We start from the raw sequence: 26,382 nt of genomic DNA, 5'->3' as shown, positions 1-26,382 counted from the left end.
GTACTTTTCGGACGGAAGCGACGGGTGTCACAGGACGGTCGATCACAGACGCAGAGGCGCCCGGACCCCTGTCGGAGTCCGGGCGCCTCGTACGCGGCAGGTCGGATCAGGTCAGATCAGCCCGTCCCACATCTGCTCGAGCAGCACCGACCACCAGCTCTCCGGCGACGCCAGCGCCGCCGAGTCCAGCGCCACCAGCTGCGCCTGGAAATCGACTGTCCAGCGGCCCGCCTGCTCCGGGTTGAGGCCGAAGCGGAGCCGCCACATCCGGCCCAGGAGTGCCATCGAACGGGTGAACTCCGGCAGCCCGGTGTTCACGAACTGCGGCGGCACCGGCTGCCCGCCCGGACCGGCCTCGACCGGCACGGCCACAATGTTCGCCGTGCCGTACTGGACACAGATCGCCCGCCCGAAGTCGGACCCCATGACGAGGTACGCCCCCGCGTCGGCAGCCGGCTGCACCTGCCGCTGCGCGGCCAGCTCAGCCAGCGTCGGCACCACCGGCTGACCCGGCTGCGCCCAGAAGAACGGCCCGAAATCGGCGGGCAGCCCCGCCCACACCAGCGTCCGCGCCACGACCTCGGGCACCCCCTGCCGGGACACCGCACGCTGGTCGAAACGGAGCACGCCCTGCGGCCCGAAGGACTGCAGCAGCTCCTCCGCGATGGCCTCCGGCGGGATCGGCATCGCGGGCGGCATCTGCGGCAGCGGAGCCCGTACCGGAGCCGGACGCGCCGGACCGTCCGCGACCTGGTGCAACTCGCCCTGATGCGTGAGCAGATGCTGCATGCCCTGCTGGCGGCTGGCGTGATCGGTGCCGTACGGGGCGACGCTGGTGATCCGCACCTGCGGCCAGGTCTCCCGGATCATGCGCGCACAGTATCCACCGGGCAGCTCGCACGACTCCAGCTCGGTGTGCAGCTCGATGACCTGCTGCGGCGGCACGTTCATGGCCCGCAGCTCGTGCAACATCTGCCACTCGGGGTGCGGCGTGCCGGGCGCCGAGCGGCGGATCAGCTGCTGCTCGCTGCCATCGGGCGCGCGGAAGCGCAGGACCGCCTGGTAGCCAGGGCCGACGGTCGGCTGACCGGCCGGCGCCTGCGGATAGCCGTACGCCGGGGGCGGCGGGGTGTGCGGATTCGGCGGTACGGGACCGGGGGCACCACCCGGCGGCATACCGGGGGCTCCGGGCGGACCGGGCGGCTGCGGCGCGGACGGGCCGGCCTGGCCGGGGCCCGCGAGCATCGTGGCGGCATGGTGCGCACCGCCACCGGGCGGCGGCGTCGAACCAGGAGGACCGGGAGGCGCGGGCGGACCGGGAGGCTGCGGCACACCGGGCGCACCGGGCGGGCCCGGCGGCCTGGGCGCGCTCGGGCCACCCATGCCGCTCGGGTCGGCCAGCATGGTCGCGGCATGGTCGAAGCCACCACCGGGCGGCGGCGTCGAACCAGGAGGACCGGGAGGCGCGGGCGGACCAGGCGGACCGGGCGGCTGCGGCGCACGGGGCGGGCCGGCCTGCGGGACCAGCTGCGTCGGCAGGTAACCGCCCGCCGGAACGCCGGGCGTACCCGGGCCCGAGGGCGGCGGCACCGGCGCACCCGGCCTGACACCCGGCGTACCGGGTGCGCCGGGCGGCGGCGGAGTCGTCGAACCGCCCCCGCGCGCACCGCGCGGAGGCATCACGGCCTTACTGGTGGCCGCGTCCGCGATGTCACCGCTCCCCGGAACACCAGGAACCGGAGATCCAGGGCCGGGCGCGCCCGGCCCCTGCGGGCTCAGCCCCGGAGCGACCGCCGTCCGCGGCAGCCCGCTGCCACCGGACATCAGCGCGGTCGGCGCCTCCGCCGACCCCGCCGCCGGCGGCGGGGTGCCGTCGTCATCGGCACCCGAGAGCGGCGGCGCGAACACGGTGGCCGGCAGCGCGACCGCCCCGTCGTCGGAGTCCGCGTTGGTGTCGGTCCCGGCCCACGGAGCGGCCCCCGTCGGCACATTCGGCGCAGCGGCCGGAACGCCGTCCTGAGCAGTGGGCTCGTACCCGGCCCGCGCACCGGCGCCGGCGCCGGACCACGGTGTCCCGCCGGACGGCAGCCCGGGGCCGCCCACGGCCTCGGGAGCAGAAGAAGAAGGAGAGTGGGAAGGAGCGGAAGGAGAGGCAGGACGCGATTCCCCGGACCGCCCCGCCCGCTGGTCCGGAATCCCGAGCTTGTCCGCCGCCTCCTGAAGCCACTCCGGGGGGCTCAGCAGGAACGACGTCTGGTTCAGATCGATGCGCTGCGGCGGCTCCGGAGCGGCCGGGACCGCGTCGAGTGCGCCGTACTCCTCCTCGTACCGCCGGATCACCTCACCCACCGGCAGCGCCGGCCACAGCGTGGCCTCACCGCTGTCCCGGGCGATCACCAGCCGCTGACGGCCGCCGTCCGAGACCGGACCCTCCGCACGGTCCTCGGCCCACACCACGAAGCCCAGCTCGAACTCGCGGACCCGCACCTCGCGATGCTGATACGCGGGCACCTCACCGTTGACCCACTCTTCCGCGCGCTCCTGCGCCTGCGCGAAGGTCACCATCGCGCTCACCCCTCCACCGGGACGGCGTACGCGAAGCCGCCGTCCACCATCAGGTTTGCCACGGTCTCCAGCTCCGGTGGATTACCCGCCAGCCGCTGCAGGAAGGCGTCGAAGTCCGCACCGCAGGGCAGCAGCAGCCGGTCCACGCGCTCCTGCACACTCCAGCCGTCCCGGTCCCTGGCATCGTCGTACGCGCAGAACCAGACCGAGCCGACACCGTCACCCCGGACCTTCACCGCGAGGATGCCGCCCTGGACGAAGCCGACGCCCAGATAGTCCTTGGTGAGATGGTCCCGCAGGCACTTGTTGACGTACACCAGGTCGTTCACGGCGGCCTCTTCGCGCACCGTGAAGAACGGCTGATCGACCAGGAGACCCAGCTCCGCGTCGAGCGCCGCATCCACCGGGGCCGAACCGCCCGCCGCCTTCAGGAACGAGCGGTACGCGCCCGGCAGCCGGTAACCGAGGTCCTCCTCGACGCCGAGGACCTGCTGCTCGCTGACCGCCACCGCCCCCTTCGGGAGCCGGAAATGCGCAGGCCGGGTCTCCTGCAGCGGACGTGTGCCCCGCTTGTTCTGGTCGACCGGAGTGGTGGCGAGACCGCCGTGGTGCCTCAGCAGCGCCTTGACCTCGACCGGTACGAGCTCCATCCGACGGCCGCCCGGCACGTGGTGCCAGGTCCAGCCGTGCGGAGTGGCAACCGCCGGAATCGTGTCCCACAGCTCATGGCCGGTTGCCGCCAACGCCGCGTTCGCCGAGACATAGTCGGTGAGCCGCAGCTCATCGACGCCGAAGCCCTGCGGAGGCTCCGCGATCTCGGCGGCGGCCCGTGCGTACGGCGTGAATACCGGGCAGCCGTTCTCGTCCACGCGCACACCCCTGGGGTGGCGGGACGCCCGGACCGGATCCGGGAAGTGCACGACCTGCCCGGCGTAGGCCGCGTTCGGTGGCGCGGCTTGCTGCCCGAGCCGACCTGTCGTCATGGCGGTTGCCCCCTGCTGCGTCTGTCTGGTGAGGACCGACCTGCCCATGGTGGCGGTCCAGGCACAGCCTATGCGGTGACGCAACAGGCGGTCTCGCCACTCCACTTCACCTCTGCTTCGATCACGAACCGTCACAACTGGGTGACGGACGAGCGACGGTAAGGCCACCTTCCGCGACACGCAGACACGTTTCACCGACCCAGCTTCCCCACCACCTGGCACATTTGGCAGGCTGTCACCGCAACTCGGGGGATTGCACGGGAGGGACATCCGCACCATGCACACAGCACAAACAGTCACATCCGGGGATCCGCGCCTCAGCTGGAGCAGCACCGAGACCAGCCGCACACCTCGTCTGCTCCACCGCCGCGACGGCATCCTGCCGGCCGTGGCCGCAGCGCTGTCCGTCCGCGGCGAGACACTGACCTGCACAGCCGGCAAAGGCGACCAGCCACCCGTACTGCACCCGCTCGTACAGGACTTCCTCGACACCCTCACCAGCGGCCAGCGCGAACGGTTCACCGGCCGCTGCCCCGAAGCAATACTGCTCTCCCGTCAACTCACCGCCACCGAGGCCGACCGATCCAAACGAGCCCAGCGCAAGCCACTGACCAGCAGCGAGGCCCGGCGCGCACTGAAACACTCACGGCTCACCGCACGGCGGATCCGCGAGGACGGCGACCCCATGCACGGCAGTTACGCACCGCCCTGCCGCTCCTGTACCGCGATGCTCGCCCATTTCGGCGTACGTCCCGTCGACCTCACCACCACCAGCGCGGCGACCACCGCCGAGAAGGGCTGATCGCGCGCCGATGCACGACCGAACCGACGACCACCCCGTTCCCGGCCTTCCCGGACAGGCCGACCGTACGGCCCGGGCGGACCGCGCCACCGCCCCCCGCTTCGCCGTCGCCGTCGATGCCGCCCTGCGCTCCGCGGGCTGGCAGCCGGGCCGCTGGGACATCCGGCAGGCGGAGGAATGGGCCGACGCACTGCGCGCCCACACCTCACCCGCCGGGCACCAGCACGCAATCTTCCCGGCGGCCGTGGAGGCGTGGGCGGAATTCGGCGGACTGCACATCACCGCATCCGCGCCCGGCCGGCAGATCGCACCGGCCTCGGTGCGCATCGACCCACTGAGCGGACTCCACCTGGCCCGCACACTCGGCGACCTGGGTCGGGCACTGGAGACCGAGGTCAGCCCGCTCGGCGAGGAAGACGACGGGCAGGCCGTCCTCGCGATCGACACCGAAGGACGGGTGTACAGCATCGATCACACCGGGGACTGGTACCTGGGCGCGAGCATCGACCAGGCACTGGCCATGCTCGTCGGGGGGATCCAGCCGGAGCGGCTGACGTCGGGCTGAGGGGCTCCCGCACCATCAGCCCCGCCCTGCGATCGAGAACAAGCGAGGCCGAAGAGCCGAGCCGGCCGAGTCACACAGCGCGCTGGTCCGGCAGCACCGCCGAAACCCGGAAGCCCCCCGCATCCGTCGGGCCCGACACGAACACGCCCCCCAGACCGAGCACCCGCTCCCGCATCCCCACCAGACCGTTCCCACCGCTCGGCAACCCCGCGTCCGCCGTCACACCGTCCGTCGGACCGTTCTCCACCTGCATCGCGACCTCCGAACCGCGATGCGCCAGCCGCACCCACGTCTTCGCACCCGCCGCATGCTTGTGGACATTCGTCAAGGCTTCCTGCACCACCCGGTACGCCGTCTGCTCCACCTCGGGGGCATACGGACGCGCCTCACCGTCCACCGACAGCTCCACCGTCATCCCGGCCGCCCGGGACTGCCCGACCAGCGCCTCCACCTCATACAGCCGAGGCCCGTCCTCCGCGGCCGCCGCAGCAGCCGCGGCCGCCGCCTGGCCCACCGCGGCCAGCGGCACCTTCGCGACCCGGGCCGTCATCGGATCACCCGTGCGCAGCACACCCAGCATCTCCCGCAGCTCGGTCAGCGCCTGCCGGCCCATGTCACCGACCAGCGCCGCGTTCCGTACCGCCTTCGCCGGGTCCTTCGGGGCGACGGCCTGCAGGGCCGCGGCATGCACCACCATCAGGCTGACCCGGTGCGCGACCACGTCATGCATCTCCCGCGCGATCCGGGTCCGCTCCTCCGTACGCGCCCACTCGGCCCGCTCCTCCGCCCGGTCGGCAAGCAGCGACAGCTCCCGCTCCAGCGAGTCCGCCCGCTCCCGCAAGCTCTCCATCAGCCGGCGCCGCGCCCCTATGTAGAGGCCGAACAGCACGGGCGGGGCCGTCATCCCCAGCGACATCAAGAGGGACAGCACCGGCACGTACCAGTCCCCCGGACCGAAGTCCCCGGCGTGCACCGAGACGCTCTGCCGCAGCCGTACGTACGTGACGATGAACGTGCCGACCAGGGACATCCCCATCAGCACCGCGGTGATTCTGCGCGGAATGTCGGACGCGGCCAGCGTGTAGAGGCCGACCAGCCCCATCAGGAAGCCCATCTCGGCGGGCGTCGTCGCGATCGAGACCAGCACCACGGCGATCGGCCAGCGCCGCCGCACCACCAGCACGGAGCCCGCCAGCAGCCCGAAGACGACCCCCAGCGGCACCGGCAGCCCGGCGTCCCCCGCGAACTTCACCCCTTCCAACGCGCATTCCAGCGCGGACAGGAGCGCCAGCACCACGTCCAGCGCAACGCTGCGCCGTCGTTCCCACCACCAATAGCCGCGAGTGGTCGATCCCGCGCCTTCCCGGTGTTCCCCCGTTGCGGTCATGGCATCCAGCCTACGGGCGGGCGCATCTCATTTTCGGGCTACCGGAACAGCACGCGGCGCGGTCCAACAGATACGGATCATGCGCTGATCACCCGAACTGACGAACCGGACCAGCTCTCCCAGCGGACGTCCGCATTCCGGACAACAATCACCGCATGACGGAAATCACTAGCAAGCACGCCGACTTCGAGGGCCTCCGCGAACAGGCCATCGCCCTGCGCCGGGAGGGCCTGAGCCTGCGGCAGATCCGGGACCGCCTCCAGGTCCACAACAACGACATACTGAACCGACTCGTGAAAGGCGAGCCCGCACCGGAGTGGACGAAACGGCCGCGCGCCAAGGACGACCTCCGGGAGAAGGCGCGAGAGCTACGACTGCAGGGCATGACGTACGACCAGATCCAGGAGGAGCTGGGGTGCTCAAAGAGCTCGATCTCACTGTGGGTACGGGATCTGCCGAAACCGGAGTCGCGCCACACGGACGACGAACGCCGCGCTCTCATGACCGCCGGCCTGTCGCGCCTGCGCGCTGGCCAAGACGAGGAACGGCAGGAGACAAAGGCTCGCGCACGCGACGCTGTCGGCCAACTGTCGGACCGAGACCCGTTCATCGCCGGAGTCACGCTCTACTGGGCCGAAGGAGCCAAGGACAAGACGTACAGCCGCCGAGAAAGCCTCCAGTTCATCAACAGTGACCCCAACGTCATCACGCTGTATCTGCACTGGCTCGAACTGCTCGGGGTCTCACGCGAGCGCATGCACTTCCGGGTCAGCATCCACGAGTCGGGCGATGTCGCCGAAGCCGAGCGATTCCGGGCCGAGCTTGCGGGCGTCCCCGCCTCCGCATTCCAGAAAGCAACTCTGAAGAAGCACAACCCCAAGACCACCCGGAAGAACACCACCGAGGCATACCGCGGCTGTCTGGCTCATCTACGTCACCAAGAGCGCCGACCTATATCGTCGCGTGGAAGGCACTTGGTACGGCATAGTGTTCGGTGCCAGTCGTTCCGACAGCCAGACCGAATGTCCGGTTCAGTCGGATTTGATCCCCCATGGTGTAATTGGCAGCACAGTAGCTTTTGGTGCTATTTGTCCGGGTTCAAATCCTGGTGGGGGAGCCTCCACTCACGGGCCCTGACCTCACGGTCAGGGCCCGCACTCATGTCCGCCCCGTATGCCCCCGGTATCCTGCGGATGTCCACCATCCGAAGCCGAAGGGCATATCTGTGAGCGTCAACAGCCCGGCAGCCGTCGTCGTCCTCGCAGCGGGTGAGGGCACCCGCATGAAGTCGAAGACTCCCAAGGTTCTGCACGAGATCTCCGGGCGCTCGCTCGTCGGACATGTCGTCACCGCCGCCCGCGAGCTGGCCCCCGAGCACCTCGTCGTGGTCGTGGGCCATGCGAGCGAGCAGGTCACCGCGCATCTCGCCACCGTCGACAGCCAGGTGCGGACCGCCTACCAGGCCGTCCAGGGCGGCACCGGCCACGCCGTGCGCGTCGGTCTCGAAGAGCTCGGCGGCACCGTCGAGGGCACCGTGATCGTCGTCTGCGGCGACACCCCGCTGCTCTCCGGCGAGACGCTCACCGCACTCGCCGCCACCCACACGGCCGATGGCAACGCCGTCACCGTGCTGACCGCCGAGGTCCCGGACGCCACGGGCTACGGCCGGATCGTCCGGGATGCCGCCAGCGGGGCGGTCACCGAGATCGTCGAGCACAAGGACGCCACCGACTCCCAGCGCGCGATCCGTGAGATCAACTCCGGCGTCTTCGCGTTCGACGGGCGGCTGCTCGCCGACGCCCTCGGCAAGGTCCGTACCGACAACAGCCAGGGCGAGGAGTACCTCACCGATGTGCTGTCCATCCTGCGCGAGGCCGGGCACCGCGTCGGCGCCTCGGTCGCGGCCGACCACCGCGAGATCCTCGGGATCAACAACCGGGTGCAGCTCGCCCAGGCCCGCGCCCTGCTGAACCAGCAGCTGCTGGAGCGGGCGATGCTGGGCGGCGTGACCGTCGTGGACCCGGCGACGACGGTGATCGACGCCACGGTGACGTACGAGCCGGACGCGATCGTGCACCCCGGTACGCAGTTGCTCGGTACCACGCACCTCGCCGAGGACGCCGAGGTCGGCCCGAACACCCGGTTGACGGACACCACCGTCCACGCGGGCGCGCGCGTCGACAACTCGGTCGCGGACCGGGCGGAGATCGGCCCGGGCTCGACGGTCGGCCCGTACGCGTATCTGCGCCCCGGCACCAGGCTCGGCGCGAAGGCCAAGGCCGGTACGTACGTGGAGATGAAGAACGCCACGATCGGCGAGGGCACGAAGGTGCCGCATCTGAGCTATGTCGGCGACGCGACGATCGGCGATCACACCAACATCGGCGCCGCGAGCGTCTTCGTGAACTACGACGGTGTGGCGAAGCACCACACGACGATCGGCTCACATTGCCGGACCGGTTCGGACAATATGTTTGTGGCGCCCGTCACGATCGGGGACGGTGTGTACACCGCCGCCGGCTCGGTGATCACCAAGGATGTGCCGCCCGGTTCGCTGGCCGTCGCCCGCGGCCAGCAAAGGAATATCGCGGGTTGGGTGGCCCGTAAGCGTCCGGGCAGCGCTGCCGCGCAGGCGGCTCAGGCCGCTGCACAGGAGGAAGACAGCGAAAGCTGACCGGAAACGGGTGCGCCGCGCACGGCGTACCGTGATAGATGCTCACCCCATTTCGGCTGGCTCGTTGCACATCGGGACACATGCGTGCAGCGCCAGGAACACGTCTGAGGAGACTGTGCTGTGACCGGGATCAAGACGACCGGCGAGAAGAAACTGATGTTCTTCTCCGGCCGCGCCCACCCCGAGCTGGCCGAGGAGGTTGCGCACCAACTGGGTGTCGGCCTCGTGCCGACGAAGGCCTTCGATTTCGCCAACGGCGAGATCTATGTCCGATTCCAGGAGTCCGCCCGCGGCGCCGACTGCTTCCTGATCCAGAGCCACACGGCTCCGATCAACAAGTGGATCATGGAGCAGCTGATCATGCTGGACGCGCTGAAGCGCGCGTCGGCCCGTTCGATCACGGTGATCGTGCCGTTCTACGGTTACGCCCGTCAGGACAAGAAGCACCGTGGCCGCGAGCCGATCTCGGCCCGTCTGATCGCCGACCTGATGAAGACGGCGGGTGCCGACCGCATCCTCACCGTCGACCTGCACACCGACCAGATCCAGGGCTTCTTCGACGGTCCGGTCGACCACCTCTTCGCACTGCCGATCCTCGCCGACTACGTCGGTGCCAAGGTCGACCGGTCGAAGTTGACGATCGTCTCCCCGGACGCCGGCCGTGTACGGGTCGCCGACCGCTGGTGCGACCGTCTGGACGCCCCGCTGGCGATCGTCCACAAGCGCCGTGACAAGGATGTCGCGAACCAGGTGACGGTCCACGAGGTCGTCGGCAACGTCAAGGACCGGGTGTGTGTCCTGGTCGACGACATGATCGACACCGGTGGCACCATCTGTGCCGCCGCCGACGCGCTGTTCGCGCACGGCGCCGAGGACGTCATAGTGACGGCGACGCACGGTGTGCTCTCCGGCCCCGCTGCGGACCGGCTGAAGAACTCCAAGGTAAGCGAGTTCGTCTTCACGGACACGCTGCCGACCCCGGGCGAGCTGGAGCTCGACAAGATCACGGTGCTCTCGATCGCGCCGACGATCGCGCGTGCGGTGCGTGAGGTCTTCGAGGACGGTTCGGTGACGAGCCTCTTCGAGGAGCAGTAAGCAGCACTGCGGAAAAGATCCACTTTGGGCGCGGCCTCCCCGCCGGGTAGACTCAGCGAGTTGCTCGGCGAGGGAGGCCGTACTCATGGGTACGGCGGTCCGTTATCGACGCGCTCTTCGTAGCAGGCCTGTCGTGGGCCGGGTGACCATCCAGTTTTCGTCACCCCACGAGGAGTGCAGTCATGGCCGAGATCAAGCTCGCCACCCAGGTCCGTACCGAGTTCGGCAAGGGTGCCGCCCGCCGCGCCCGCCGTGACAACCAGGTCCCCGCGGTCGTCTACGGCCACGGCGCCGAGTCGGTCCACGTCACGCTGCCGGCCCACGAGCTGCTCCTTGCGCTCCGCACCGCCAACGTCCTGATCGGTCTGGAGATCGAGGGCAAGGACACGCTGGTCATCCCGAAGGCCGTGCAGCGCAACCCGCTCAAGGGCGACATCGAGCACGTCGACCTGCTGACCGTCAAGCGCGGCGAGAAGGTCAACGTCGAGATCGCCGTGCACGTCGAGGGCGAGCTGGCCCCGGGCGGCAACCTCCTCGAGTACGTGCAGAACACCCTGCTCGTCGAGGCCGAGGCCACCCACATCCCCGAGTCCGTCACGGTCTCCATCGCGGGCCTCGACGCCGGTGACTCCATCCTCGCCAAGGACATCCCGCTGCCCGCCGGCTCCGTGCTGGCCGGCGACGAGGACGCTGTCGTCCTGCAGGTCGTCTCCGCGCAGGCCGAGGAGCCGACCGCCGAGGCGGCCGAGGCCGAGGGCACCGAGGCCTGAGCCTCGCCCTCCACGCTTCACCTGCTTCACTGACGGGGCGGCGGTTCCTTCTTCGGGGACCCGCCGCCCCGTCCGCCTGTATCCGGGCCATCCGGAACCATCCGTACGCGAAGGAGACCGAGCAGATGTCCGAAGCCACCGACCCCTGGCTCATCGTGGGCCTCGGCAATCCCGGTCCCGAGTACGCGGCGAACCGGCACAATGTCGGCTTCATGGTCGCCGACCTTCTCGCGGAGCGGATCGGCGGGAAGTTCAAGCGGGCGCAGAAGGCCCAGGCGCAGGTCGTCGAGGGCCGCATCGGCTCGCCCGGACCGGCGAACCGCCGCGTGATCCTGGCCAAGCCGATGTCGTACATGAATCTTTCCGGTGGCCCCGTCACGGCGCTGCGCGACTTCTACAAGGTGCCGACCGACCACATCGTGGCGATCCATGACGAGCTGGACATCGACTACGGGATGCTGCGGCTGAAGCTGGGCGGCGGCGACAACGGGCACAACGGGCTGAAATCGATGACGAAGTCGATGGGCTCCGACTATCACCGGATCCGGTTCGGGATCGGCCGGCCGCCGGGCCGGATGCAGGTTGCGGACTTCGTGCTGAAGGACTTCTCGTCCACCGAGCGCAAGGAGCTCGGCTATCTGGTGGACCGGGCGGCGGATTCGGTGGAGTGCCTGCTCGCCGAGGGGTTGGAGCGCGCGCAGAGCGCGTACAACTCGTGAGTTAGCCGCGCAATTCGGGGTCTTTTCTGGCCATGGCCTGACTCTGAGTTGACCGAAAGCGTTCGCTTGGCCAAGGATCGCTCCCCATGAAGCGGAGCCCCTCCCACCGCGCCCTCCTGTACGGCCGCAGCGCGGCCATGGGCTGTATCGCGCTGCTGCTGCTCGTCGCGGGCGTCGTGTCGTCCTGGGACTCGGCGCAGCACATCGTCCTCGCCAAGGGCCGCGAGCACGGCACGATGACCGTCACCGGCTGCGGTGCCGACGTCTGTACGGGGCCGTTCGCTCCGGCCGACGGCGCCACCGCCCGCCCGCGCGTGACGACGGAGAAGTCCGTCGCGGTGCGGAAGGGCGGCAGGTTCCCGGTCGTCGTGAAGCCCGGCACGGACGTCGTCGTACGCACGGGGCTTCCGGGTTTTCTGCATGCCTGGACGCCGCTGGGCGGTGCGCTGCTGCTGGCCGCCCTGATCATCGGTGGTGGTCTGCGGCTGACCCGGATCGCCTGGTCCACCGGGATCGCGGGCGCGGCTCTGCTGGTGGCGACGTTCATCGCCCTGTGACAGAACCGCGCCCGCGTACTGCCCGGCGGGTCAGCCGGTGTTGCGCAGGCCCGCGGCGACACCGTTCACGGTGAGCAGCAGGGCCCGGGCGAGCAGCGGGTCGGCTTCCTCGCCGCGCTCTGCGGCCGCGCGCTGGCGGGCCAGGAGCGAGACCTGGAGGTAGGAGATCGGGTCCAGGTAGGCGTCGCGGATGGCGAAGGTCTGCTGGAGCACCGGGCTGGTGCCGAGCAGTTCGGTCCCGCCGGTGACCTTCAGGACTTCCTCGACCGTGAGCGCGTGCTCGGCCTCGATGTCGGCGAAGACGTGCTTCAGCTCGTCGGGGACGAGCGTGTCGACGTAGTGGCGGGCGATCCGCAGGTCGGTCTTGGCGAGTGTCATCTCCACGTTCGAGATGAAGTTCCGGAAGAAGTGCCACTGCTCGTGCATCTCTTCCAGAACGGTGCCCAGGCCTGCTTCGCGCAGTGCCTTGAGCCCGGAGCCGACGCCGTACCAGCCGGGCACGATCTGCCGGGACTGGGTCCAGCCGAAGACCCACGGGATGGCCCGCAGACCGTCGAGTCCGGCGCCGGAGTCCGGGCGGCGCGAGGGGCGCGAGCCGAGGTGGAGTTCGGCGAGCTGGTCGACGGGGGTGGATGCGAAGAAGTACGCGGGCAGGTCGGGGTCCTCGACCAGCTTGCGGTACGCGTCGTGCGCGGCGTCGGAGACGGTGTCCATCGCCGCGTCCCAGCGTGCGAGGGCCTCGTCGGACTGGCGGGGCGCGGTGTGCAGCGCGGACGCCTGGAGGGTGGCCGCGACGGTCAGCTCCAGGTTCTCCCGCGCGAGCGCGGGGATGAGGTACTTGTCGGAGATGACCTCGCCCTGTTCGGTCACCTTGATCTCGCCCTCCAGCGTGCCCCACGGCTGCGCGAGGATCGCGTCGTGCGAGGGGCCGCCGCCGCGGCCGACGGTGCCGCCGCGGCCGTGGAAGAGCCGCAGCCGTACGCCGTAGCGGTGGGCGACGTCGCGGAGCCGGCGCTGCGCGCGGTGGATCTCCCACTGGGAGGTGGTGATGCCGCCGAACTTGGAGGAGTCGGAGTATCCGAGCATGACCTCCTGGACGTCGCCGCGGAGGGAGACGAGCCGCCGGTAGGACGGGTCGGCGAGCATTTCGTCAAGGATCACGTCGGCGGCGCGCAGCTCGTCGGTGGTCTCCAGGAGCGGCACGATGCCGATCTTGGCCCAGCCGCCGTGCAGGTCGAGCAGTCCGGCCTCGCGGGCGAGTACGGCGGCGGCGAAGACGTCGTCGGCGCCCTGGCACATCGAGATGATGTACGACTCGATGACCTCGGGGCCGAATCGTTCGAAGGCTTCCTTGATGGTGTGGAAGACGCCGAGGGTCTTCTCGCCCGCGGCGTCCAGCGGGGCCGGGGTCGGGGCGAGCGGGCGGCGTGAGCGGAGCTCCTTGGCGAGGAGCTTCTGCCGGTAGTCGCGCGGCATGTCGGCGTAGCGCCAGGATTCCTCGCCGAGCCGGTCGAAGAGCTGGCCGAGGGTGTGGTGGTGGGCGTCGGCGTGTTCGCGTACGTCCATGGTGGCGAGCTGCAGGCCGAAGGCGGAGAGGGTGTGGATGGTGCGGTTCATCCGCCCGTCGGCGAAGAGGCCGCAGCGGTGTTCGCGCAGGGAGGTCTGGATGAGTTCCAGGTCGGCGAGGAGTTCGGCGGTGCCGAGGTAGTCGCAGCCGGGGCGGTGCGGGGTGCCGCCGGCGAGGCGCTCGCGGGTGTTGACGAGCTTCTGCCGGATGCAGGTGGCCTTGAGACGGTACGGCTCCTCGGCGTTCAGCCGCTTGTAGCGCGGGCTGATCTCGGGGAGGCGTTCCAGGTCGGCCTGCAGGGAGGTCAGCAGTTCGTCGGTGGCGCCGGTGTAGCGGATGGAGTTGGAGAGCTGACCGCGCAGGTGGTCGACGAGTTCCAGCGCGTCGGTGATGCCGTGTTCGTGCTGGAGGATCAGCACGTCCCAGGTGACGGCGGGCGTCACGTTGGGGTTGCCGTCGCGGTCGCCGCCGATCCAGGTGCCGAAGGTCAGCGGGCGGGTTCCGGCGGGCAGCTCGACGCCGACCCGCTCCAGCTCGGCCGCGAGGTCCTCGAGTACGTCCCCGACGGCGTTGGCGTGCAGTTCGTCGAGGTAGTAGATGGCGTTGCGGGCCTCGTCGGCCGGCTCGGGGCGGACGACGCGCAGTTCGTCGGTCTGCCAGATGAGGTCGATGTTCTCGGCGAGCCGCAGGTCGTGGCGGCGCCGGTCGGCCTCGATGACGGGGGTGTCGAGCAGTTCGGCGATGCGGCGGAGCTTGTTCAGTACGGAACGCCGCGCGGCCTCGGTGGGGTGTGCGGTGAAGACGGGCCGTACGTTGAGGTTCTTGACGGTCTCGCGCAGGTGCTCGGGGTCCGCGTCCTTCAGCCGGTCGGCGGTACGGGCCAGCAGCCCGCCCTCGGCGGCGCGCCGGTCGCGCATCTCGTGGGCGCGGTGGACCTGCTCGGTCACGTTGGCCAGGTGGAAGTAGGTGGAGAAGGCGCGCACGAGCTGTGCGGCGGTCTCCAGGTCCGTGTCGCCGAGGAGTTCGGCGGCGGCCTCGCCGTCGGTGCGGGTCAGGGCGCGGACACGCTCGACGAGGTCGAGGAGTTCCTGGCCCTCCTGGCGTACGAGGGTCTCGCCCAGCAGGTCGCCGAGGCGGCGGATGTCGGCGCGCAGCTCGGCGTTGGCGGCGGGGGTCTGGTCGGCACTGCTCACAGTGTGCGGCTCCTTGCAGTGGTTGAGCACCGGATCCGGGGCCGGCGGCTGGCACGGGCCCCGGGAAAGCAGAGTGCGGACCGCGCTGTCCGACGCTTCCAGGATAGGTGTCCGCGCCGTCGGCGCTGCTCTCGGCCCGACCACTGATCCCCTTCATGGCGGAGGCCCGCAGCTCTCGTGCTGCGGGCCTCGACGCTGCCATACTTACGAAGCCGTAGGTTACGGATGCGTAGCCAGAGCTGTCCGTCGTACTTCTCACCCTCCAGGGGCCCCCCATGAACACCACCCCCGACGTGATCGACGACGCCCGGACACCGGCGGCCGACGATCCGGATCTCCCCTCCGCCACGCTCGGCGGCGACAACAAGCGTTCGATCGAGCAGATCGCGCTGCTGCTCTTCATCGTCGTGCCGTTCGTGGCGCTGGTCGCGGCGGTGCCGCTGGCCTGGGGCCGCGGTGTGAGCTGGCTCGATCTCGGTCTGCTGGTCGCCATGTACTTCACCGGCGTCCACGGCATCACGATCGGTTTCCACCGCTACTTCACCCACGGTTCCTTCAAGGCGAAACGCCCGCTCCGTATCGCGCTGGCCGTCGCCGGGTCGCTCGCCGTGGAGGGCCCGCTGGTGCGCTGGGTGGCCGACCACCGCAAGCACCACCGCTTCTCCGACGCCGAGGGCGACCCGCATTCGCCGTGGCGGTTCGGCGAGACGCTCCCCGCCCTGATGAAGGGGCTGTGGTGGGCGCACATCGGCTGGATGTTCGACGAGGAGCAGACCCCGCAGCACACGTACGCCCCGGACCTGGTCAAGGACCCGGCGCTCCGCGGGATCTCCCGTCACTTCCTCACGTTCACGATCGTCTCGCTGGCGATCCCGCCGCTGGTCGGCGGTCTGGTGACGATGTCGTGGTGGGGTGCGGCGACGGCGTTCTTCTGGGGCTCTCTCGTTCGGGTGGCTCTCCTGCACCACGTCACGTGGTCGATCAACTCCATCTGCCACGCGGTCGGCAAGCGCCCCTTCAAGTCCCGCGACCGGTCCGGCAATGTGTGGTGGCTGGCGGTCCTGTCCTGCGGCGAGTCCTGGCACAACCTGCACCATGCGGACCCGACGAGCGCCCGGCACGGGGTCATGAAAGGCCAGGTCGACTCCAGCGCCCGGCTGATCCGCTGGTTCGAGAAGCTCGGCTGGGCGTACGACGTGCGCTGGCCGGACGCGTCCCGGATCGACTCCCGGCGTATCGACTCCCGGCGCGAGTCCGCGCGCGCCGACGCGGCATGATTGACGACGTGGCGACCGACGGCAGCACGAGCAGCGAGAAGAACCGTCCCTCCTCCACCCGGCGGACCCGCCGCGTGAGGATGACGGGCAAGGAACGCCGCGAACAGCTGCTGGACATCGGCCGCATCCTCTTCGCCGACAAGGGCTTCGAAGGCACCTCGGTCGAGGAGATCGCGGCCCGGGCCGGCGTCTCCAAGCCGGTCGTCTACGAACACTTCGGCGGCAAGGAGGGCCTGTACGCCGTCGTGGTGGACCGCGAGATGCGCCAGCTCCTCGACATGGTGACCGGCGCCCTGACGGCGGGCCACCCTCGCGAGCTCCTGGAACAGGCCGCGTTCGCACTGCTCGACTACATCGAGACGTACACGGACGGCTTCCGCATCCTGGTCCGCGACTCCCCCGTCGCCCAGTCGACGGGCACCTTCGCGTCGCTGATCAGTGACATCGCCACCCAGGTGGAGGACATCCTGGGCCTGGAGTTCAAGGCCCGCGGCTTCGACCCGAAGCTGGCCCCGCTGTACGCGCAGGCGCTGGTCGGCATGGTGGCGCTGACGGGCCAGTGGTGGCTGAACGTACGCAAGCCGAAGAAGGCGGAGGTGGCGGCGCATCTGGTGAACCTGGCCTGGCACGGCCTGGAGAATCTGGAGTCGAAGCCGCGGCTGATCGGCCACCGGAAGAACTGACCGGCCACCCGGAGGAACCGGCGCGCCGACACGGTGCGTGAGCGGGCCCGCCCTGTCGTCAGGGGTAGGCCCGTCGGCCGTTGCCGGCGTCACGTCCCGAACCGGCTCCGCCGCTCAGCCGTCCACCGGTTCCAGGAACTCCAGCCGGTTGCCGACCGGGTCGTGGCTGAAGAACCGGCGGTGTCCCGGCAGGTCGCCGTCCCAGCGCACCGGTGCGCCGTGCGCCTCCAGCCGAGCCGCGAACGCCTCGATGTCCGTGACCCGTAGCCCCGGGTGGGCCTTCTTCGCCGGGCGGAACTCTCCTTCGATGCCCAGGTGCAGCTGGACGGGGCCCGTCCGGAACCAGCAGCCGCCGCGGGTTGCGAGGACCGGGGGCTTGGGGATCTCCGTCATACCGAGGGCGTCCACGTAGAAGGCGCGGAGTGCGTCCTCCGAGCCTGCCGGGGCGGCCAGTTGGACGTGGTCCAGTGCGGCGATCATCACTTCTCCTTGTGGGCCACGGCGAAGATGCGGCGGAACGGGAAGACCGTGCCGTGCGGGCCCGTCGGGTAGGCGGTGCGCAGCGCGTCGCGGTATTCGGCGAGGAAGGCGTCCTTGGCCTGCGGGTCGTCCGCGAGCGACGTCAGGATCGGGCGCAGGCCGGTGCCCTTGACCCAGTCCAGGGCGGCGTCCTCGCCCTGGAGGAGGTGGAGGTAGGTGGTCTCCCAGACGTCCGCCGTGACGCCGGGGGCGGTGAGCGCGTCCAGGTAGGCGGTGGGTGTCAGGACGGCGTCGGCGTGGCGCAGGATGCCGGTCAGGCGGGAGCGCCAGCGCGGGGACTCGGCCAGTTCGCGCATCAGGACGTGCGTGGGCTGGTCGAAGTTGCCGGGGACCTGGAAGGCGAACGTACCGCCGGGGGTGATGGCGTCCAGCCAGGCCGGGAAACGGTCGGCGTGGCCGGGGACCCACTGGAGCAGGGCGTTGGAGACGATCAGGCCGTACGGTTCGTCCGGCGTCCAGGTGATGGCGTCCGCCTCGGCGAAGTCCAGGAAGGGGGTGGCGTGGGCGCGGGCCTGTTCCAGCATCTGGGGGGAGTTGTCGTAGCCGGTGATGCGGGCCTCGGGCCAGCGGTCGGCGAGGAGGGCCGTCACGTTGCCCGCTCCGCAGCCGAGGTCCGCGATGCGGGGTGCGGGTGCGGCCGGGAGCTGTGGGATGCGGGCCAGGAGGTCGCGGAACGGGCGGGTTCGGTGGTCGGCGTGGCGCAGGTACTGCTGGGGGTCCCAGGTGGGTGTCGTCATGCAGTCCAGGATCACCATCGAGGTATCTTGATGTCAAGACACTTGAATTCAAGAGACTTCATGTCGACAGACCCTTTACACTGATCCACATGGAGGACGAGGTCGACCGTCTGGTCGCTGCATGGCGCCGCGAGCGCCCCGACCTCGACGTGGAACCGCTCGAGGTGCTCAGCCGCGTCTCGCGCCTCGCCCGTCACCTCGACCGGGCCCGACGGATCGCGTTCTCCGAACACAATCTTGAGCCGTGGGAGTTCGACGTACTGACGTCGCTGCGCCGCGCAGGTGCCCCGTATCAGCTCTCCCCCGGCCAGCTGCTGACCCAGACGCTGGTCACTTCGGGCACGATGACCAACCGCATCGACCGGCTGACCAAGAAGAACCTCGTCGAGCGGCTCCCCGACCCCAGCGACCGGCGGGGCGTGCTGGTCCGGCTCACCCCCGAGGGGCGCGACAAGGCCGACCAGTCGCTGGCCGGCCTGCTCGCCCAGGAGCGTGCCATCCTGGCCGAACTCTCCCGTCACCAGCGTGGTGAACTGGCCTCGCTGCTACGCCAGTTGACCGCCCCGTTCGACAACATCCCCGGCTAGCTCGGCCGGTCCGACGCCCGCCCGTCGGGCCAGCGCGACGGCGGCCAGGGTCGAGTGCACGCCCAGCTTCCCCAGCACGTTCTGCATATGCGTACGCACCGTGTGCGGGGAGAGGAAGAGCCGCTCCGCCACCGCCTTGCGGCCCAGCCCCGCCACCATGCAGCGCAGCACCTCGCGCTCGCGCGGGGTCAGCGACTCGACCAGCCGCTCGCTCTCGGTGCGGTGCTTGCGGGCCGCCGTCAGCTCCCGCAGCACACCGGTGAGCAGCGCAGGAGGCAGATGCGTCTCGTCACGGAGCACGCCCCGGATGACCGTGAGCAGCCGTTGCAGCGAGCAGTCCTTGGCGACCCAGCCCGACGCCCCGGCCTGCAGCGCGAGCGCAGCCCGGCGCGGGTCGTCCTTCTCGGCGAGCACCACCGTACGGGCGGACGGCTGACCCGAACGGACGCCGGCGACCAGCGAGAGCCCGTCGACCGGCGCGCTCTCTCCGCTGTTCGGTGCGGGGACCGGGACCGGGCCCGAGGCCATGCGTCCACCGCCCGGCGACAGGATGCCGAGTTCGGCGTCGACGAGTATCACGTCGTACCTACGGCCTTCGGCGGCCGCCCGCTCCAGACATCGCAGCGCGGCGGGGCCACTGCCTGCCGCCGCCACGTCGACGTCCGGCTCGGCCGCGAGGGCCGCCGCGAGCGACTCGGCGAAAATGCGGTGGTCGTCCACCACGAGAACCCGGATACGAACCACAGGCACCCCCATGCTGCGTCTGGTGCGGGGCCACCCCCTGGCCCCCCGACGGGGACGGACCGGTGCGGGCACGACGCCCGGAGCGATGGGTGAACCTCAGTCCTACGGCCGCCGCCGTGTGCCGACTGCCACCCCGCCCCGGGCGCCGTACCCGACTGTCTCGTACCCCTGAATAAGCACCGGCCCCCACCGGTGCTGTGCATCAGCGTACGACTGAGGGCCCGGAGCGGAAGGCAATTGACAGAACTGATGGACCTCGGTGTTTAGGGTGTGGTTCATGTTTCGTCTTGCGACAGAAGTAGACAAAGATCGTCGCCTTCTGCTGGGTGAACGGCTGCACCGCAGCAACAGGGAGCGCTCCCCGGAGCTCCGCGCCCTGCTCGCCACGCCCGCCGAGCACGAACTCCCGCTGGAGGTATGGGCGATGGACGGCCGAGGCGGGCTGGCCGGCGGACTGACCGGACGCACCTGGGCGTACTGGCTCCATGTGGATCTGCTCTGGGTGGACGACCGGCATCGCGGCTCCGGCCTCGGCTCGCAGCTGCTCGCCGAGGCCGAACGGGTGGCCGTGACGGACCGTGCCTGCACCCGCTCCCGGCTGGAGACCTGGGGGTTCCAGGCCCCCGGCTTCTACCGCAGGCGTGGGTACGAGGTGATCGGGCAGGTCGACAACTACCCGCCCGGTGTCACCGAGTTCATCCTGACGAAGACCTTCGGCTGACCGACGGGCTCAGCCGGTGCGGCGGGCGCCTGCCGACGGGACCGCCGGAAAGACCCCGGGCGTCGCGTATCCCGCCGAAGTGAACGCCTCGAGCACCGACTTGGTGACCGCGTCCGCGTCCGCCTCCTCGACCAGCACGATCGCCGACCCGCCGAAGCCACCGCCGGTCATCCGCGCCCCCAGTGCCCCGGCCGCGTTCGCCGCGGAGACCACCAGGTCCAGTTCGGGGCAGGAGACCCGCAGATCGTCACGGAGCGAGACATGGCCCGCCGTGAGGACGGGGCCCGCGCCGCGCACATCGCCCGCGTCGAGCAGCGCGATGACCTGCTCCACCCGTGCGTTGTCGCTGACCACATGGCGTACGTACCGCACGACCGACTCGTCGGCGCCGGACTCGGCGAGGGTGTCGAGCGCGGCGCCGAGACCGTCGTACGGAAGATCGCGCAGCATCCCGATGCCGAGCGCCCGCGCGCCCGCCTCGCAGCCGGCCCGCCGCTCCGCGTACGCGCCGTCGCCCAGCGCGTGCTTGACCCGGGTGTCGACGACCAGCAGCCGCAGACCGTGCGCGGCCAGGTCGAACGGGACCTGGCGCTGGGTGAGGTCGCGGGTGTCGAGGTGCAGGGCGTGGCCGTCGGTACAGCAGGCCGACGCCATCTGGTCCATGACCCCGCACGGCACTCCGACGAACGCGTTCTCGGCGCGCTGCGCAAGCACCGCCAGCTCGGACGCGGACAGGCCGAGCTCGAAGAGGTCGTTCAGCGCGAGTGCGGTGACCACTTCGAGGGCGGCGGACGAGGAGAGCCCGGCGCCGGTGGGGACGGTCGAGGTCAGCTGGATGTCCGCGCCGGTGACCTGGTGGCCCGCCTCGCGCAGCGCCCAGACGACGCCGGCCGGGTAGGCCGCCCAGCCGTGCCCGGAGTGCGGGGCCAGCTCGTCGACGCGGAGCTGGACGACACCGCCCGGCACCTCGGTCGAGTGAAGCCGCAGCTCGCCGTCGGTGCGGCGGGCGACGGCCGCGCGCGCGGTGTGCGGCAGCGCGAGCGGCATCACGAAGCCGTCGTTGAAGTCGGTGTACTCGCCGATCAGGTTGACCCGGCCGGGCGCCGCCCAGATTCCTTCGGGGGCGGTGCCGTACAGCTCGGTGAAAGCGGTGACCAGCTCAGCGTTGTCGGTCATGGCGCGGTGGGCTCCTCTCGGCGGGCGAACGTCCAGGCGTCGGAGACGATTCCGGCCAGGTCCGCACGGCTCGGCTGCCAGCCGAGCCGCTCCCTGGCAGTGGCGGCGGAGGCGACCAGCACGGCCGGGTCACCGGCGCGGCGCGGGGCCGCGGTCTCGGGGACCGGGTGGCCGGTGACCTTGCGGACGGTCTCGATGACCTCGCGTACCGAGAAACCGTTGCCGTTGCCGAGGTTGCAGATCAGGTGTTCGCCCGCGGTGGCCGCGTCCAGGGCCAGGAGGTGGGCCTCGGCGAGGTCCGCGACGTGGATGTAGTCGCGTACGCAGCTGCCGTCGGGGGTCGGGTAGTCGTCGCCGTAGACGGAAATCGACTCGCGCTGACCGAGCGCGACCTGGAGGACCAGCGGAATCAGATGCGACTCGGGGCTGTGCCGCTCCCCGTGGCTGCCGTACGCCCCGGCCACGTTGAAGTAGCGCAGCGAGACCGCGGCCAGTCCGTGCGCGGCCGCCTCGCCGGTGATCATGTGGTCGACGGCCAGCTTCGTCGCGCCGTACGGGTTGGTGGGGGCGGTCGGGTCGGACTCCGTGATCGGGCTGGACACCGGTTCGCCGTAGGTCGCGGCCGTGGAGGAGAAGACCAGGGTGCGGACGCCCGCGTCACGCATCGCGGCGAGCAGGGCGGTGGATCCGCCGACGTTGTTGACCCAGTACTTCTCCGGGTCGGTGACGGACTCGCCGACCTGGGAGTACGCGGCGAAGTGCAGCACTCCGTCGTAGGAGGGGTCCAGCCAGCGCGCGGCGTCCTGGATGCGGCCCTCGATGAACTCGGCCCCGGCGGGGACGCCCTCGCGGAACCCGGTCGACAGGTCGTCGAGGACGGTCACCTCGTGACCGGCTTCGAGAAGATGCGCGGCGACCACACTGCCGACATACCCGGCGCCGCCTGTGACCAGGTACTTCTTCCGGGGACCGATCCGGGGGTCGCTCTGGGGCTTGCTCACTCGCTCGCTACCTCTCGCAGTCGCTGGGCCGCGGCCTCCGGCGGCACGTCGTTGATGAACACACTCATGCCGGACTCGGAACCCGCGAGGAACTTCAGCTTGCCGGAGGTACGTCGGATGGTGAAAAGCTCGAGGTGAAGCCCGAACTCCTCCCGCCCGGGGACTCCGAACGGCGCCTGGTGCCAGGCCGCGATGTACGGGGTCGACGGCTCACCGGGGCCGAAGATCCGGTCGAATCGCCTCAAGAGTTCCAGATAGATCTGTGCGAACTCTGTGCGCGCCCCTTCGTCGAGTTCCCGCAGGTCGGGGACGCGCCGGCGCGGATGCAGATGCACCTCGTACGGCCAGTGCGCCGCGTACGGGACGAAGGCCACCCAATGCTCGCCCGTCAGCACCACGCGATCGCCGTCGGCCAGCTCGCGGGCCACGATGTCGTCGAAGAGGTTGCCACCGGTCCGCTCGCGGTGCGCCTCCACCGAGCGGAGCATCAGCTCGGTGCGCGGGGTGACGAAGGGGTACGCGTAGATCTGCCCGTGCGGATGGCCGAGCGTCACACCTATCTCGGCGCCCCGGTTCTCGAAGCAGAACACCTGCTTGACCTGCTCGAACCCGGCGAGTTCGGCGGTGCGGTCGGTCCAGGCCTCGAGGACCAGAGCCGCCTGCTCCTCGGTGAGGTCGGCGAAGGACGCGTCGTGGTCGGAGGTGAAGCAGACGACTTCGCAGCGGCCGGAGTCACCGGCGAGCGAGGGGAAGCGGTTCTCGAAGACGACCACGTCGTACTGGTCGTCGGGGATCTCGCTGAGCCGTCCGTCCCGGGACGGACAGAGCGGGCACTCGTCGGCCGGCGGGTGGTACGTGCGGCCCTGACGGTGCGAGGCGATGGCGACGCTGTCCCCGAGGAGGGGGTCGCGGCGGATTTCGGAGGAGGTCGATACAGCGTCCAGCGGCCGCCGGTCGACGGCGTCCCGGACCACGTCGTCGTGGCTGTCGTAGTAGAGCAGCTCCCGGCCGTCGGCGAGCGTCGTAACCGTCTTCTTCACCAGGTTCCTCCAAACATAACCGCACACAACAAACCACAAGCCAACACGCACGTCAATGGTCCGCCGCCGCCGCATGTGACCTGGATCTCCTGTGGCTGCCAGCCCGTCAAGCCTGGAATTCTCCCCTCATCCGATCACAATCCAACAAAGGACCCCAGGAAAACTGTTCATTTTTTGACAACAGGAGCGTAGGTTTCTGCAGGTTCAGTTCGCGCAACGAAGCGAGTACCCCCCATGCAATATCTGGCCGAAGGGCTCCGGCTCCCCACGAACGGGCTCGACTACACGATTCTGGCGATCTACTTCGTCGTGGTTCTCGGCATCGGCTTCGCCGCCCGGGCCAGCGTGAAGACCAGCCTCGACTTCTTTCTCTCCGGACGTTCACTGCCCGCCTGGGTGACCGGTCTCGCGTTCGTCGCGGCCAATCTCGGTGCCACCGAGATCCTCGGCATGGCGGCCACCGGCGCGCAGTACGGCGTCGCGGTCGTCCACTGGTACTGGATCGGCGCCATCCCCGCCATGGTCTTCCTCGGCCTGGTGATGATGCCCTTCTACTACCGGTCGAAGGTCCGTTCCGTACCGGAGTTCCTGCTCCAGCGCTTCGACAAGTCCGCACACCTGCTGAGCTCCATACTTTTCGCCTTCGCGGCGATCCTGATTGCGGGCGTCAACCTGTACGCCCTGTCGATCGTCGTGGAGGCGCTTCTCGGCTGGCCGCAGTGGATCGCGATCGTCGTCGCGGGCCTCTTCGTCCTCGTCTACATCACCATCGGCGGGCTCTCCTCGGCGATCTACAACGAGGTGCTGCAGTTCTTCGTCATCCTCGCCGCGCTCATCCCGCTCACCCTGCTGGGCCTCAAGCGCGTCGGCGGCTGGGACGGTCTGACCGGCTCGCTGGAGAAGAGCCACGGCTCCGACTTCCTCTCCGCCTGGGGCGGTACGGGCATCGGTGACGCCAACCCGCTCGGCGCCAACTGGCTGACGATCATCCTCGGCCTCGGCTTCGTGCTCTCCTTCGGCTACTGGACGACCAACTTCGCCGAGGTGCAGCGCGCCCTGTCCGCGAAGAACCTCTCGGCCGCCCAGCGCACGCCGCTGATCGCCGCGTTCCCGAAGATCTTCATCGTCTTCCTCGTGATGATCCCGGGCCTGGTCGCCGCCGTACTCGTACCGAAGATCGGCACGCCGGGCTCGGACCTCACGTACAACGACGCGATCCCGCTGCTGATGCAGGAGCTGCTGCCCAACGGTGTGCTCGGCATCGCCGTGACCGGTCTGCTGGCCGCGTTCATGGCCGGCATGGCGGCCAACGTCTCGTCGTTCAACACGGTGTTCACGACGGACATCTGGGCGCGTTACGTGAAGAAGGACCGGCCCGACGCGTACTACCTGCGGTTCGGCCGGCTGATCACAGCGGTCGGTGTACTGGCCTCCATCGGCACGGCCTTCATCGCCGCCAGCTTCTCGAACATCATGAGCTACCTCCAGACGCTGTTCTCGTTCTTCAACGTCCCGATGTTCGTGGTCTTCATCATCGGCATGTTCTGGAAGCGCGCCTCGATGAAGTCCGGGGTCTGGGGGCTCCTCGCGGGCACCACCGCCGCGATGGTCAACTACTTCTGGGTCTACAAGCAGGGTGTCATCGACATCCCGACCGACCAGGGGGCCAACTTCGTCTCCGCGATCGTCGGCTTCGTCGCCGGTGCGGTGGTCATGGTCGTCGTCACCCTCTTCACGGCTCCGAAGCCCGAGGCCGAACTCGCGGGTCTGGTGTACGGAACCGAGTCCCCGGACGCGGTGGAACCGCCGGCCGAGGGCGACAGCGCCTGGTACCGCAAGCCGGCCCTGCTCGGCTGGGGCGCGATCGTCATCGCCGCCCTCTGCTATCTGCCCTACTCACTCTGATCGGAGGCCATCACCATGTCCGAATTCCGCAATGAGCTGCACAAGGAAGTCTCCGAACTGGAGCGCAAGTCCGCGACCGCGGCCCGTCTCTTCGACATCCGGCGGATCATCGGCGGCCTCTTCGTGATCTACGGAGTGATCGTCACCCTCGCCGGGATCAACCCGTCCGACGCGGACCTGAAGAAGGCCGAGGGCGTCCACATCAACCTCTGGACCGGGCTGGCCATGCTGGTCCTCGGGCTGTTCTTCCTGCTGTGGCTGAAGCTGCGTCCGGCACCGGCACCGGCGCCGGACGGCGCCGCCGACGGCGGGCCGGACGCCTGAGCAGTCTCCGCACCGCCCCGAAGGGGCCGGACGTCACCCGACGTCCGGCCCCTTCGGCGTTCCGCCCACCGCCGCACGGTCCAGCAGCCCGGTGCGGGCCGCCAGCGCCGCGGCCTCCAGCCGTGAACCGACCCCCAGCTTCATCAGCACCCGCTGCACATGCGTACGCGCGGTGCTCGGCGCGATCCGCATCCCGGCCGCGATCAGCCGGGTGTCCTCGCCCTCCGCGACCCGCACCAGGACCTCGACCTCGCGCGGAGTGAGCATCCGCAGCAGCCGCTGCCCCTCGTCGTCCGGCTGGACGGCCGGGTTGAGCAGCTCCGCGAAGGCACCCTGGAGCAGTTGCGGCGCGACCGCCGCCTCGCCGGCCCGCGCCTTGACCATCGCCCGCTCGACACCCTCTATCCGCTCGTCGTGCCTGACATATCCGGCGGCGCCGGCCGCGAAGGCCGCCGCGATCCCGCGCGGACTCGGCACCGGCCCGAGCACCACCACCGCCACCTGCGGGCGCTCCCGCTTGATCCGGGCTATCGGGTCGAACGCCCCGGGTTCGGCGGGTGTGGCCGTGCCGAACAGACAGACCTCCGGGGCTCTGCTCACCACGAGTTCTGCCGCACCGGCGGTCGGCGCGGCCGCCCCGAGCACCCGGTGACCCCGCAATTTCAGCGCCGAGGCCAACGCCTCGGCGAGCAGTCTGTGGTCATCGACCACCATGAGCCGCACGCCCATCGAGTTACCCCCCGCAGCAATGGAGCCACACCCAGGCGTCG

General features: G+C 70.1%; 25 protein-coding genes, 1 tRNA gene and 1 pseudogene. 15 read left to right on the top strand and 12 right to left on the bottom strand.

Translation table 11 applies throughout. From position 1 onward, the window contains the following. Positions 1–111: 111 nt before the first annotated feature. On the bottom strand, positions 112–2,565 hold the full coding sequence (locus ACIA8E_RS19440) for an SUKH-4 family immunity protein (protein WP_399299724.1): 2,454 nt from the start codon (positions 2,563–2,565) through the stop codon (positions 112–114). Positions 2,566–2,570: 5 nt separating this feature from the next. After that, positions 2,571–3,548: an SMI1/KNR4 family protein gene (locus tag ACIA8E_RS19435; RefSeq protein ID WP_399299537.1), complete on the bottom strand. Its 978-nt coding sequence runs from the start codon at positions 3,546–3,548 to the stop codon at positions 2,571–2,573. Positions 3,549–3,825: 277 nt separating this feature from the next. Between ACIA8E_RS19435 and ACIA8E_RS19430 the strand changes: the two genes are divergently transcribed. Further along, positions 3,826–4,350, top strand: coding sequence for a YwqJ-related putative deaminase (locus tag ACIA8E_RS19430; RefSeq protein WP_399299534.1), 525 nt, complete (start codon positions 3,826–3,828; stop codon positions 4,348–4,350). 10 nt (positions 4,351–4,360) lie between these two features. Continuing rightward, complete coding sequence (locus ACIA8E_RS19425; protein WP_399299531.1) at positions 4,361–4,915, top strand: SUKH-3 domain-containing protein; 555 nt, start codon at positions 4,361–4,363, stop codon at positions 4,913–4,915. Between the two features lie 70 nt (positions 4,916–4,985). Here ACIA8E_RS19425 and ACIA8E_RS19420 read toward each other — a convergent pair whose 3' ends face one another. Further along, positions 4,986–6,302: a sensor histidine kinase gene (locus tag ACIA8E_RS19420; RefSeq protein ID WP_399299528.1), complete on the bottom strand. Its 1,317-nt coding sequence runs from the start codon at positions 6,300–6,302 to the stop codon at positions 4,986–4,988. A 77-nt stretch (positions 6,303–6,379) separates the two neighbouring features. Next, positions 6,380–6,571, bottom strand: a complete 192-nt coding sequence (locus tag ACIA8E_RS19415) for a hypothetical protein (protein ID WP_399299526.1) — start codon at positions 6,569–6,571, stop codon at positions 6,380–6,382. Between the two features lie 24 nt (positions 6,572–6,595). On the opposite strand from ACIA8E_RS19415, the pseudogene ACIA8E_RS19410 reads away from it, so the two are divergent. The 7 genes and pseudogenes from ACIA8E_RS19410 to ACIA8E_RS19380 form a co-directional block, all read left to right on the top strand. Next, a pseudogene (locus tag ACIA8E_RS19410) lies at positions 6,596–7,313 on the top strand (hypothetical protein); the annotation flags it as partial. A gap of 34 nt (positions 7,314–7,347) precedes the next feature. Then, positions 7,348–7,419: transfer RNA gene (locus ACIA8E_RS19405), tRNA-Gln, on the top strand. Positions 7,420–7,527: 108 nt separating this feature from the next. Next, a complete protein-coding gene (glmU, locus tag ACIA8E_RS19400; RefSeq protein ID WP_399299523.1) occupies positions 7,528–8,976 on the top strand; it encodes a bifunctional UDP-N-acetylglucosamine diphosphorylase/glucosamine-1-phosphate N-acetyltransferase GlmU in 1,449 nt (482 codons plus the stop codon). Between the two features lie 120 nt (positions 8,977–9,096). Next, positions 9,097–10,071: a ribose-phosphate diphosphokinase gene (locus ACIA8E_RS19395; RefSeq protein WP_399299521.1), complete on the top strand. Its 975-nt coding sequence runs from the start codon at positions 9,097–9,099 to the stop codon at positions 10,069–10,071. A 182-nt stretch (positions 10,072–10,253) separates the two neighbouring features. Beyond that, positions 10,254–10,841, top strand: coding sequence for a 50S ribosomal protein L25/general stress protein Ctc (locus ACIA8E_RS19390; protein ID WP_399299518.1), 588 nt, complete (start codon positions 10,254–10,256; stop codon positions 10,839–10,841). Between the two features lie 125 nt (positions 10,842–10,966). Then, complete coding sequence (gene pth, locus ACIA8E_RS19385; RefSeq protein ID WP_030926788.1) at positions 10,967–11,560, top strand: aminoacyl-tRNA hydrolase; 594 nt, start codon at positions 10,967–10,969, stop codon at positions 11,558–11,560. A gap of 86 nt (positions 11,561–11,646) precedes the next feature. Continuing rightward, a complete protein-coding gene (locus ACIA8E_RS19380) occupies positions 11,647–12,117 on the top strand; it encodes a hypothetical protein (RefSeq protein ID WP_399299516.1) in 471 nt (156 codons plus the stop codon). A gap of 30 nt (positions 12,118–12,147) precedes the next feature. On the opposite strand, the gene ppc is transcribed toward ACIA8E_RS19380, so the two are convergent. Continuing rightward, the gene (gene ppc, locus ACIA8E_RS19375; protein WP_399299513.1) at positions 12,148–14,877 is read right to left on the bottom strand and encodes a phosphoenolpyruvate carboxylase; all 2,730 of its coding nucleotides are present in this window, start codon (positions 14,875–14,877) and stop codon (positions 12,148–12,150) included. 275 nt (positions 14,878–15,152) lie between these two features. Here ppc and ACIA8E_RS19370 point away from each other — a divergent pair, with 275 nt between their 5' ends. Together ACIA8E_RS19370 and ACIA8E_RS19365 are read left to right on the top strand one after the other, a co-directional pair. Then, complete coding sequence (locus ACIA8E_RS19370) at positions 15,153–16,154, top strand: acyl-CoA desaturase (RefSeq protein WP_399299510.1); 1,002 nt, start codon at positions 15,153–15,155, stop codon at positions 16,152–16,154. Further along, positions 16,151–16,837 (top strand): TetR/AcrR family transcriptional regulator, encoded by a 687-nt coding sequence (locus tag ACIA8E_RS19365; RefSeq protein ID WP_030976855.1) that lies wholly within the window; start codon positions 16,151–16,153, stop codon positions 16,835–16,837. The genes ACIA8E_RS19370 and ACIA8E_RS19365 overlap by 4 nt, the downstream gene beginning before the upstream one ends. A gap of 114 nt (positions 16,838–16,951) precedes the next feature. Here the strand turns inward: ACIA8E_RS19365 and ACIA8E_RS19360 are convergent, their stop codons facing one another. Together ACIA8E_RS19360 and ACIA8E_RS19355 are read right to left on the bottom strand one after the other, a co-directional pair. Continuing rightward, the gene (locus ACIA8E_RS19360; RefSeq protein WP_399299508.1) at positions 16,952–17,317 is read right to left on the bottom strand and encodes a VOC family protein; all 366 of its coding nucleotides are present in this window, start codon (positions 17,315–17,317) and stop codon (positions 16,952–16,954) included. After that, positions 17,317–18,114 carry a trans-aconitate 2-methyltransferase gene (locus ACIA8E_RS19355; RefSeq protein ID WP_399299505.1) on the bottom strand — a complete coding sequence of 266 codons (798 nt, stop codon included), beginning with the start codon at positions 18,112–18,114 and terminating at the stop codon, positions 17,317–17,319. Before ACIA8E_RS19355 ends, ACIA8E_RS19360 begins: the two co-directional genes overlap by 1 nt. Before the next feature lie 89 nt (positions 18,115–18,203). On the opposite strand from ACIA8E_RS19355, the gene ACIA8E_RS19350 reads away from it, so the two are divergent. Then, the gene (locus tag ACIA8E_RS19350; RefSeq protein WP_399299502.1) at positions 18,204–18,701 is read left to right on the top strand and encodes a MarR family winged helix-turn-helix transcriptional regulator; all 498 of its coding nucleotides are present in this window, start codon (positions 18,204–18,206) and stop codon (positions 18,699–18,701) included. On the opposite strand, the gene ACIA8E_RS19345 is transcribed toward ACIA8E_RS19350, so the two are convergent. Beyond that, entirely contained in the window at positions 18,660–19,445 is a 786-nt protein-coding gene (locus tag ACIA8E_RS19345; protein WP_399299721.1) for a LuxR C-terminal-related transcriptional regulator, read from the bottom strand. The genes ACIA8E_RS19350 and ACIA8E_RS19345 overlap by 42 nt on opposite strands. 277 nt (positions 19,446–19,722) lie before the next feature. Between ACIA8E_RS19345 and ACIA8E_RS19340 the strand changes: the two genes are divergently transcribed. Further along, positions 19,723–20,166, top strand: coding sequence for a GNAT family N-acetyltransferase (locus ACIA8E_RS19340; protein ID WP_399299499.1), 444 nt, complete (start codon positions 19,723–19,725; stop codon positions 20,164–20,166). Positions 20,167–20,175: 9 nt separating this feature from the next. Here the strand turns inward: ACIA8E_RS19340 and galK are convergent, their stop codons facing one another. Genes galK through galT form a run of 3 tightly spaced genes read right to left on the bottom strand, consistent with a single transcriptional unit; the run spans position 20,176 to position 23,383 of the window. Then, positions 20,176–21,342, bottom strand: a complete 1,167-nt coding sequence (gene galK / locus ACIA8E_RS19335) for a galactokinase (protein ID WP_399299497.1) — start codon at positions 21,340–21,342, stop codon at positions 20,176–20,178. Continuing rightward, positions 21,339–22,316, bottom strand: a complete 978-nt coding sequence (gene galE, locus ACIA8E_RS19330) for a UDP-glucose 4-epimerase GalE (RefSeq protein WP_399299718.1) — start codon at positions 22,314–22,316, stop codon at positions 21,339–21,341. Before galE ends, galK begins: the two co-directional genes overlap by 4 nt. A 23-nt stretch (positions 22,317–22,339) precedes the next feature. Continuing rightward, positions 22,340–23,383: a galactose-1-phosphate uridylyltransferase gene (gene galT, locus ACIA8E_RS19325; protein ID WP_399299494.1), complete on the bottom strand. Its 1,044-nt coding sequence runs from the start codon at positions 23,381–23,383 to the stop codon at positions 22,340–22,342. 234 nt (positions 23,384–23,617) lie between these two features. Here galT and ACIA8E_RS19320 point away from each other — a divergent pair, with 234 nt between their 5' ends. Together ACIA8E_RS19320 and ACIA8E_RS19315 are read left to right on the top strand one after the other, a co-directional pair. Beyond that, entirely contained in the window at positions 23,618–25,288 is a 1,671-nt protein-coding gene (locus ACIA8E_RS19320; RefSeq protein ID WP_399299491.1) for a sodium:solute symporter family protein, read from the top strand. Between the two features lie 15 nt (positions 25,289–25,303). Further along, positions 25,304–25,612 (top strand): hypothetical protein, encoded by a 309-nt coding sequence (locus tag ACIA8E_RS19315; protein WP_399299489.1) that lies wholly within the window; start codon positions 25,304–25,306, stop codon positions 25,610–25,612. A gap of 33 nt (positions 25,613–25,645) precedes the next feature. Here ACIA8E_RS19315 and ACIA8E_RS19310 read toward each other — a convergent pair whose 3' ends face one another. Then, positions 25,646–26,341 carry a LuxR C-terminal-related transcriptional regulator gene (locus ACIA8E_RS19310; RefSeq protein ID WP_399299486.1) on the bottom strand — a complete coding sequence of 232 codons (696 nt, stop codon included), beginning with the start codon at positions 26,339–26,341 and terminating at the stop codon, positions 25,646–25,648. Positions 26,342–26,382: the final 41 nt, after the last annotated feature.

This window comes from Streptomyces sp. NPDC051664, from assembly GCF_044453545.1.
GTDB lineage: Bacteria > Actinomycetota > Actinomycetes > Streptomycetales > Streptomycetaceae > Streptomyces.
The sequence above is the reverse complement of the archived record's forward strand: the minus strand, read 5'-3'. Positions and strand labels throughout refer to the sequence as shown.

Excerpts from the sequence above, each read along its gene's own strand:
- ACIA8E_RS19390 (WP_399299518.1), top strand. The coding sequence starts at position 10,254 with ATGGCCGAGATCAAGCTCGCCACCCAGGTCCGTACCGAGTTCGGCAAG.
- ACIA8E_RS19430 (WP_399299534.1), top strand. The coding sequence starts at position 3,826 with ATGCACACAGCACAAACAGTCACATCCGGGGATCCGCGCCTCAGCTGG.
- ACIA8E_RS19425 (WP_399299531.1), top strand. The coding sequence starts at position 4,361 with ATGCACGACCGAACCGACGACCACCCCGTTCCCGGCCTTCCCGGACAG.
- ACIA8E_RS19435 (WP_399299537.1), bottom strand. The coding sequence starts at position 3,548 with ATGACGACAGGTCGGCTCGGGCAGCAAGCCGCGCCACCGAACGCGGCC.
- galK (WP_399299497.1), bottom strand. The coding sequence starts at position 21,342 with ATGACCGACAACGCTGAGCTGGTCACCGCTTTCACCGAGCTGTACGGC.
- ACIA8E_RS19370 (WP_399299510.1), top strand. The coding sequence starts at position 15,153 with ATGAACACCACCCCCGACGTGATCGACGACGCCCGGACACCGGCGGCC.
- ACIA8E_RS19380 (WP_399299516.1), top strand. The coding sequence starts at position 11,647 with ATGAAGCGGAGCCCCTCCCACCGCGCCCTCCTGTACGGCCGCAGCGCG.
- ACIA8E_RS19350 (WP_399299502.1), top strand. The coding sequence starts at position 18,204 with ATGGAGGACGAGGTCGACCGTCTGGTCGCTGCATGGCGCCGCGAGCGC.
- ACIA8E_RS19360 (WP_399299508.1), bottom strand. The coding sequence starts at position 17,317 with ATGATCGCCGCACTGGACCACGTCCAACTGGCCGCCCCGGCAGGCTCG.
- ACIA8E_RS19315 (WP_399299489.1), top strand. The coding sequence starts at position 25,304 with ATGTCCGAATTCCGCAATGAGCTGCACAAGGAAGTCTCCGAACTGGAG.
- ACIA8E_RS19420 (WP_399299528.1), bottom strand. The coding sequence starts at position 6,302 with ATGACCGCAACGGGGGAACACCGGGAAGGCGCGGGATCGACCACTCGC.
- ACIA8E_RS19310 (WP_399299486.1), bottom strand. The coding sequence starts at position 26,341 with ATGGGCGTGCGGCTCATGGTGGTCGATGACCACAGACTGCTCGCCGAG.
- ACIA8E_RS19340 (WP_399299499.1), top strand. The coding sequence starts at position 19,723 with ATGTTTCGTCTTGCGACAGAAGTAGACAAAGATCGTCGCCTTCTGCTG.
- ACIA8E_RS19355 (WP_399299505.1), bottom strand. The coding sequence starts at position 18,114 with ATGACGACACCCACCTGGGACCCCCAGCAGTACCTGCGCCACGCCGAC.
- ACIA8E_RS19440 (WP_399299724.1), bottom strand. The coding sequence starts at position 2,565 with ATGGTGACCTTCGCGCAGGCGCAGGAGCGCGCGGAAGAGTGGGTCAAC.
- ACIA8E_RS19365 (WP_030976855.1), top strand. The coding sequence starts at position 16,151 with ATGATTGACGACGTGGCGACCGACGGCAGCACGAGCAGCGAGAAGAAC.
- pth (WP_030926788.1), top strand. The coding sequence starts at position 10,967 with ATGTCCGAAGCCACCGACCCCTGGCTCATCGTGGGCCTCGGCAATCCC.
- ACIA8E_RS19320 (WP_399299491.1), top strand. The coding sequence starts at position 23,618 with ATGCAATATCTGGCCGAAGGGCTCCGGCTCCCCACGAACGGGCTCGAC.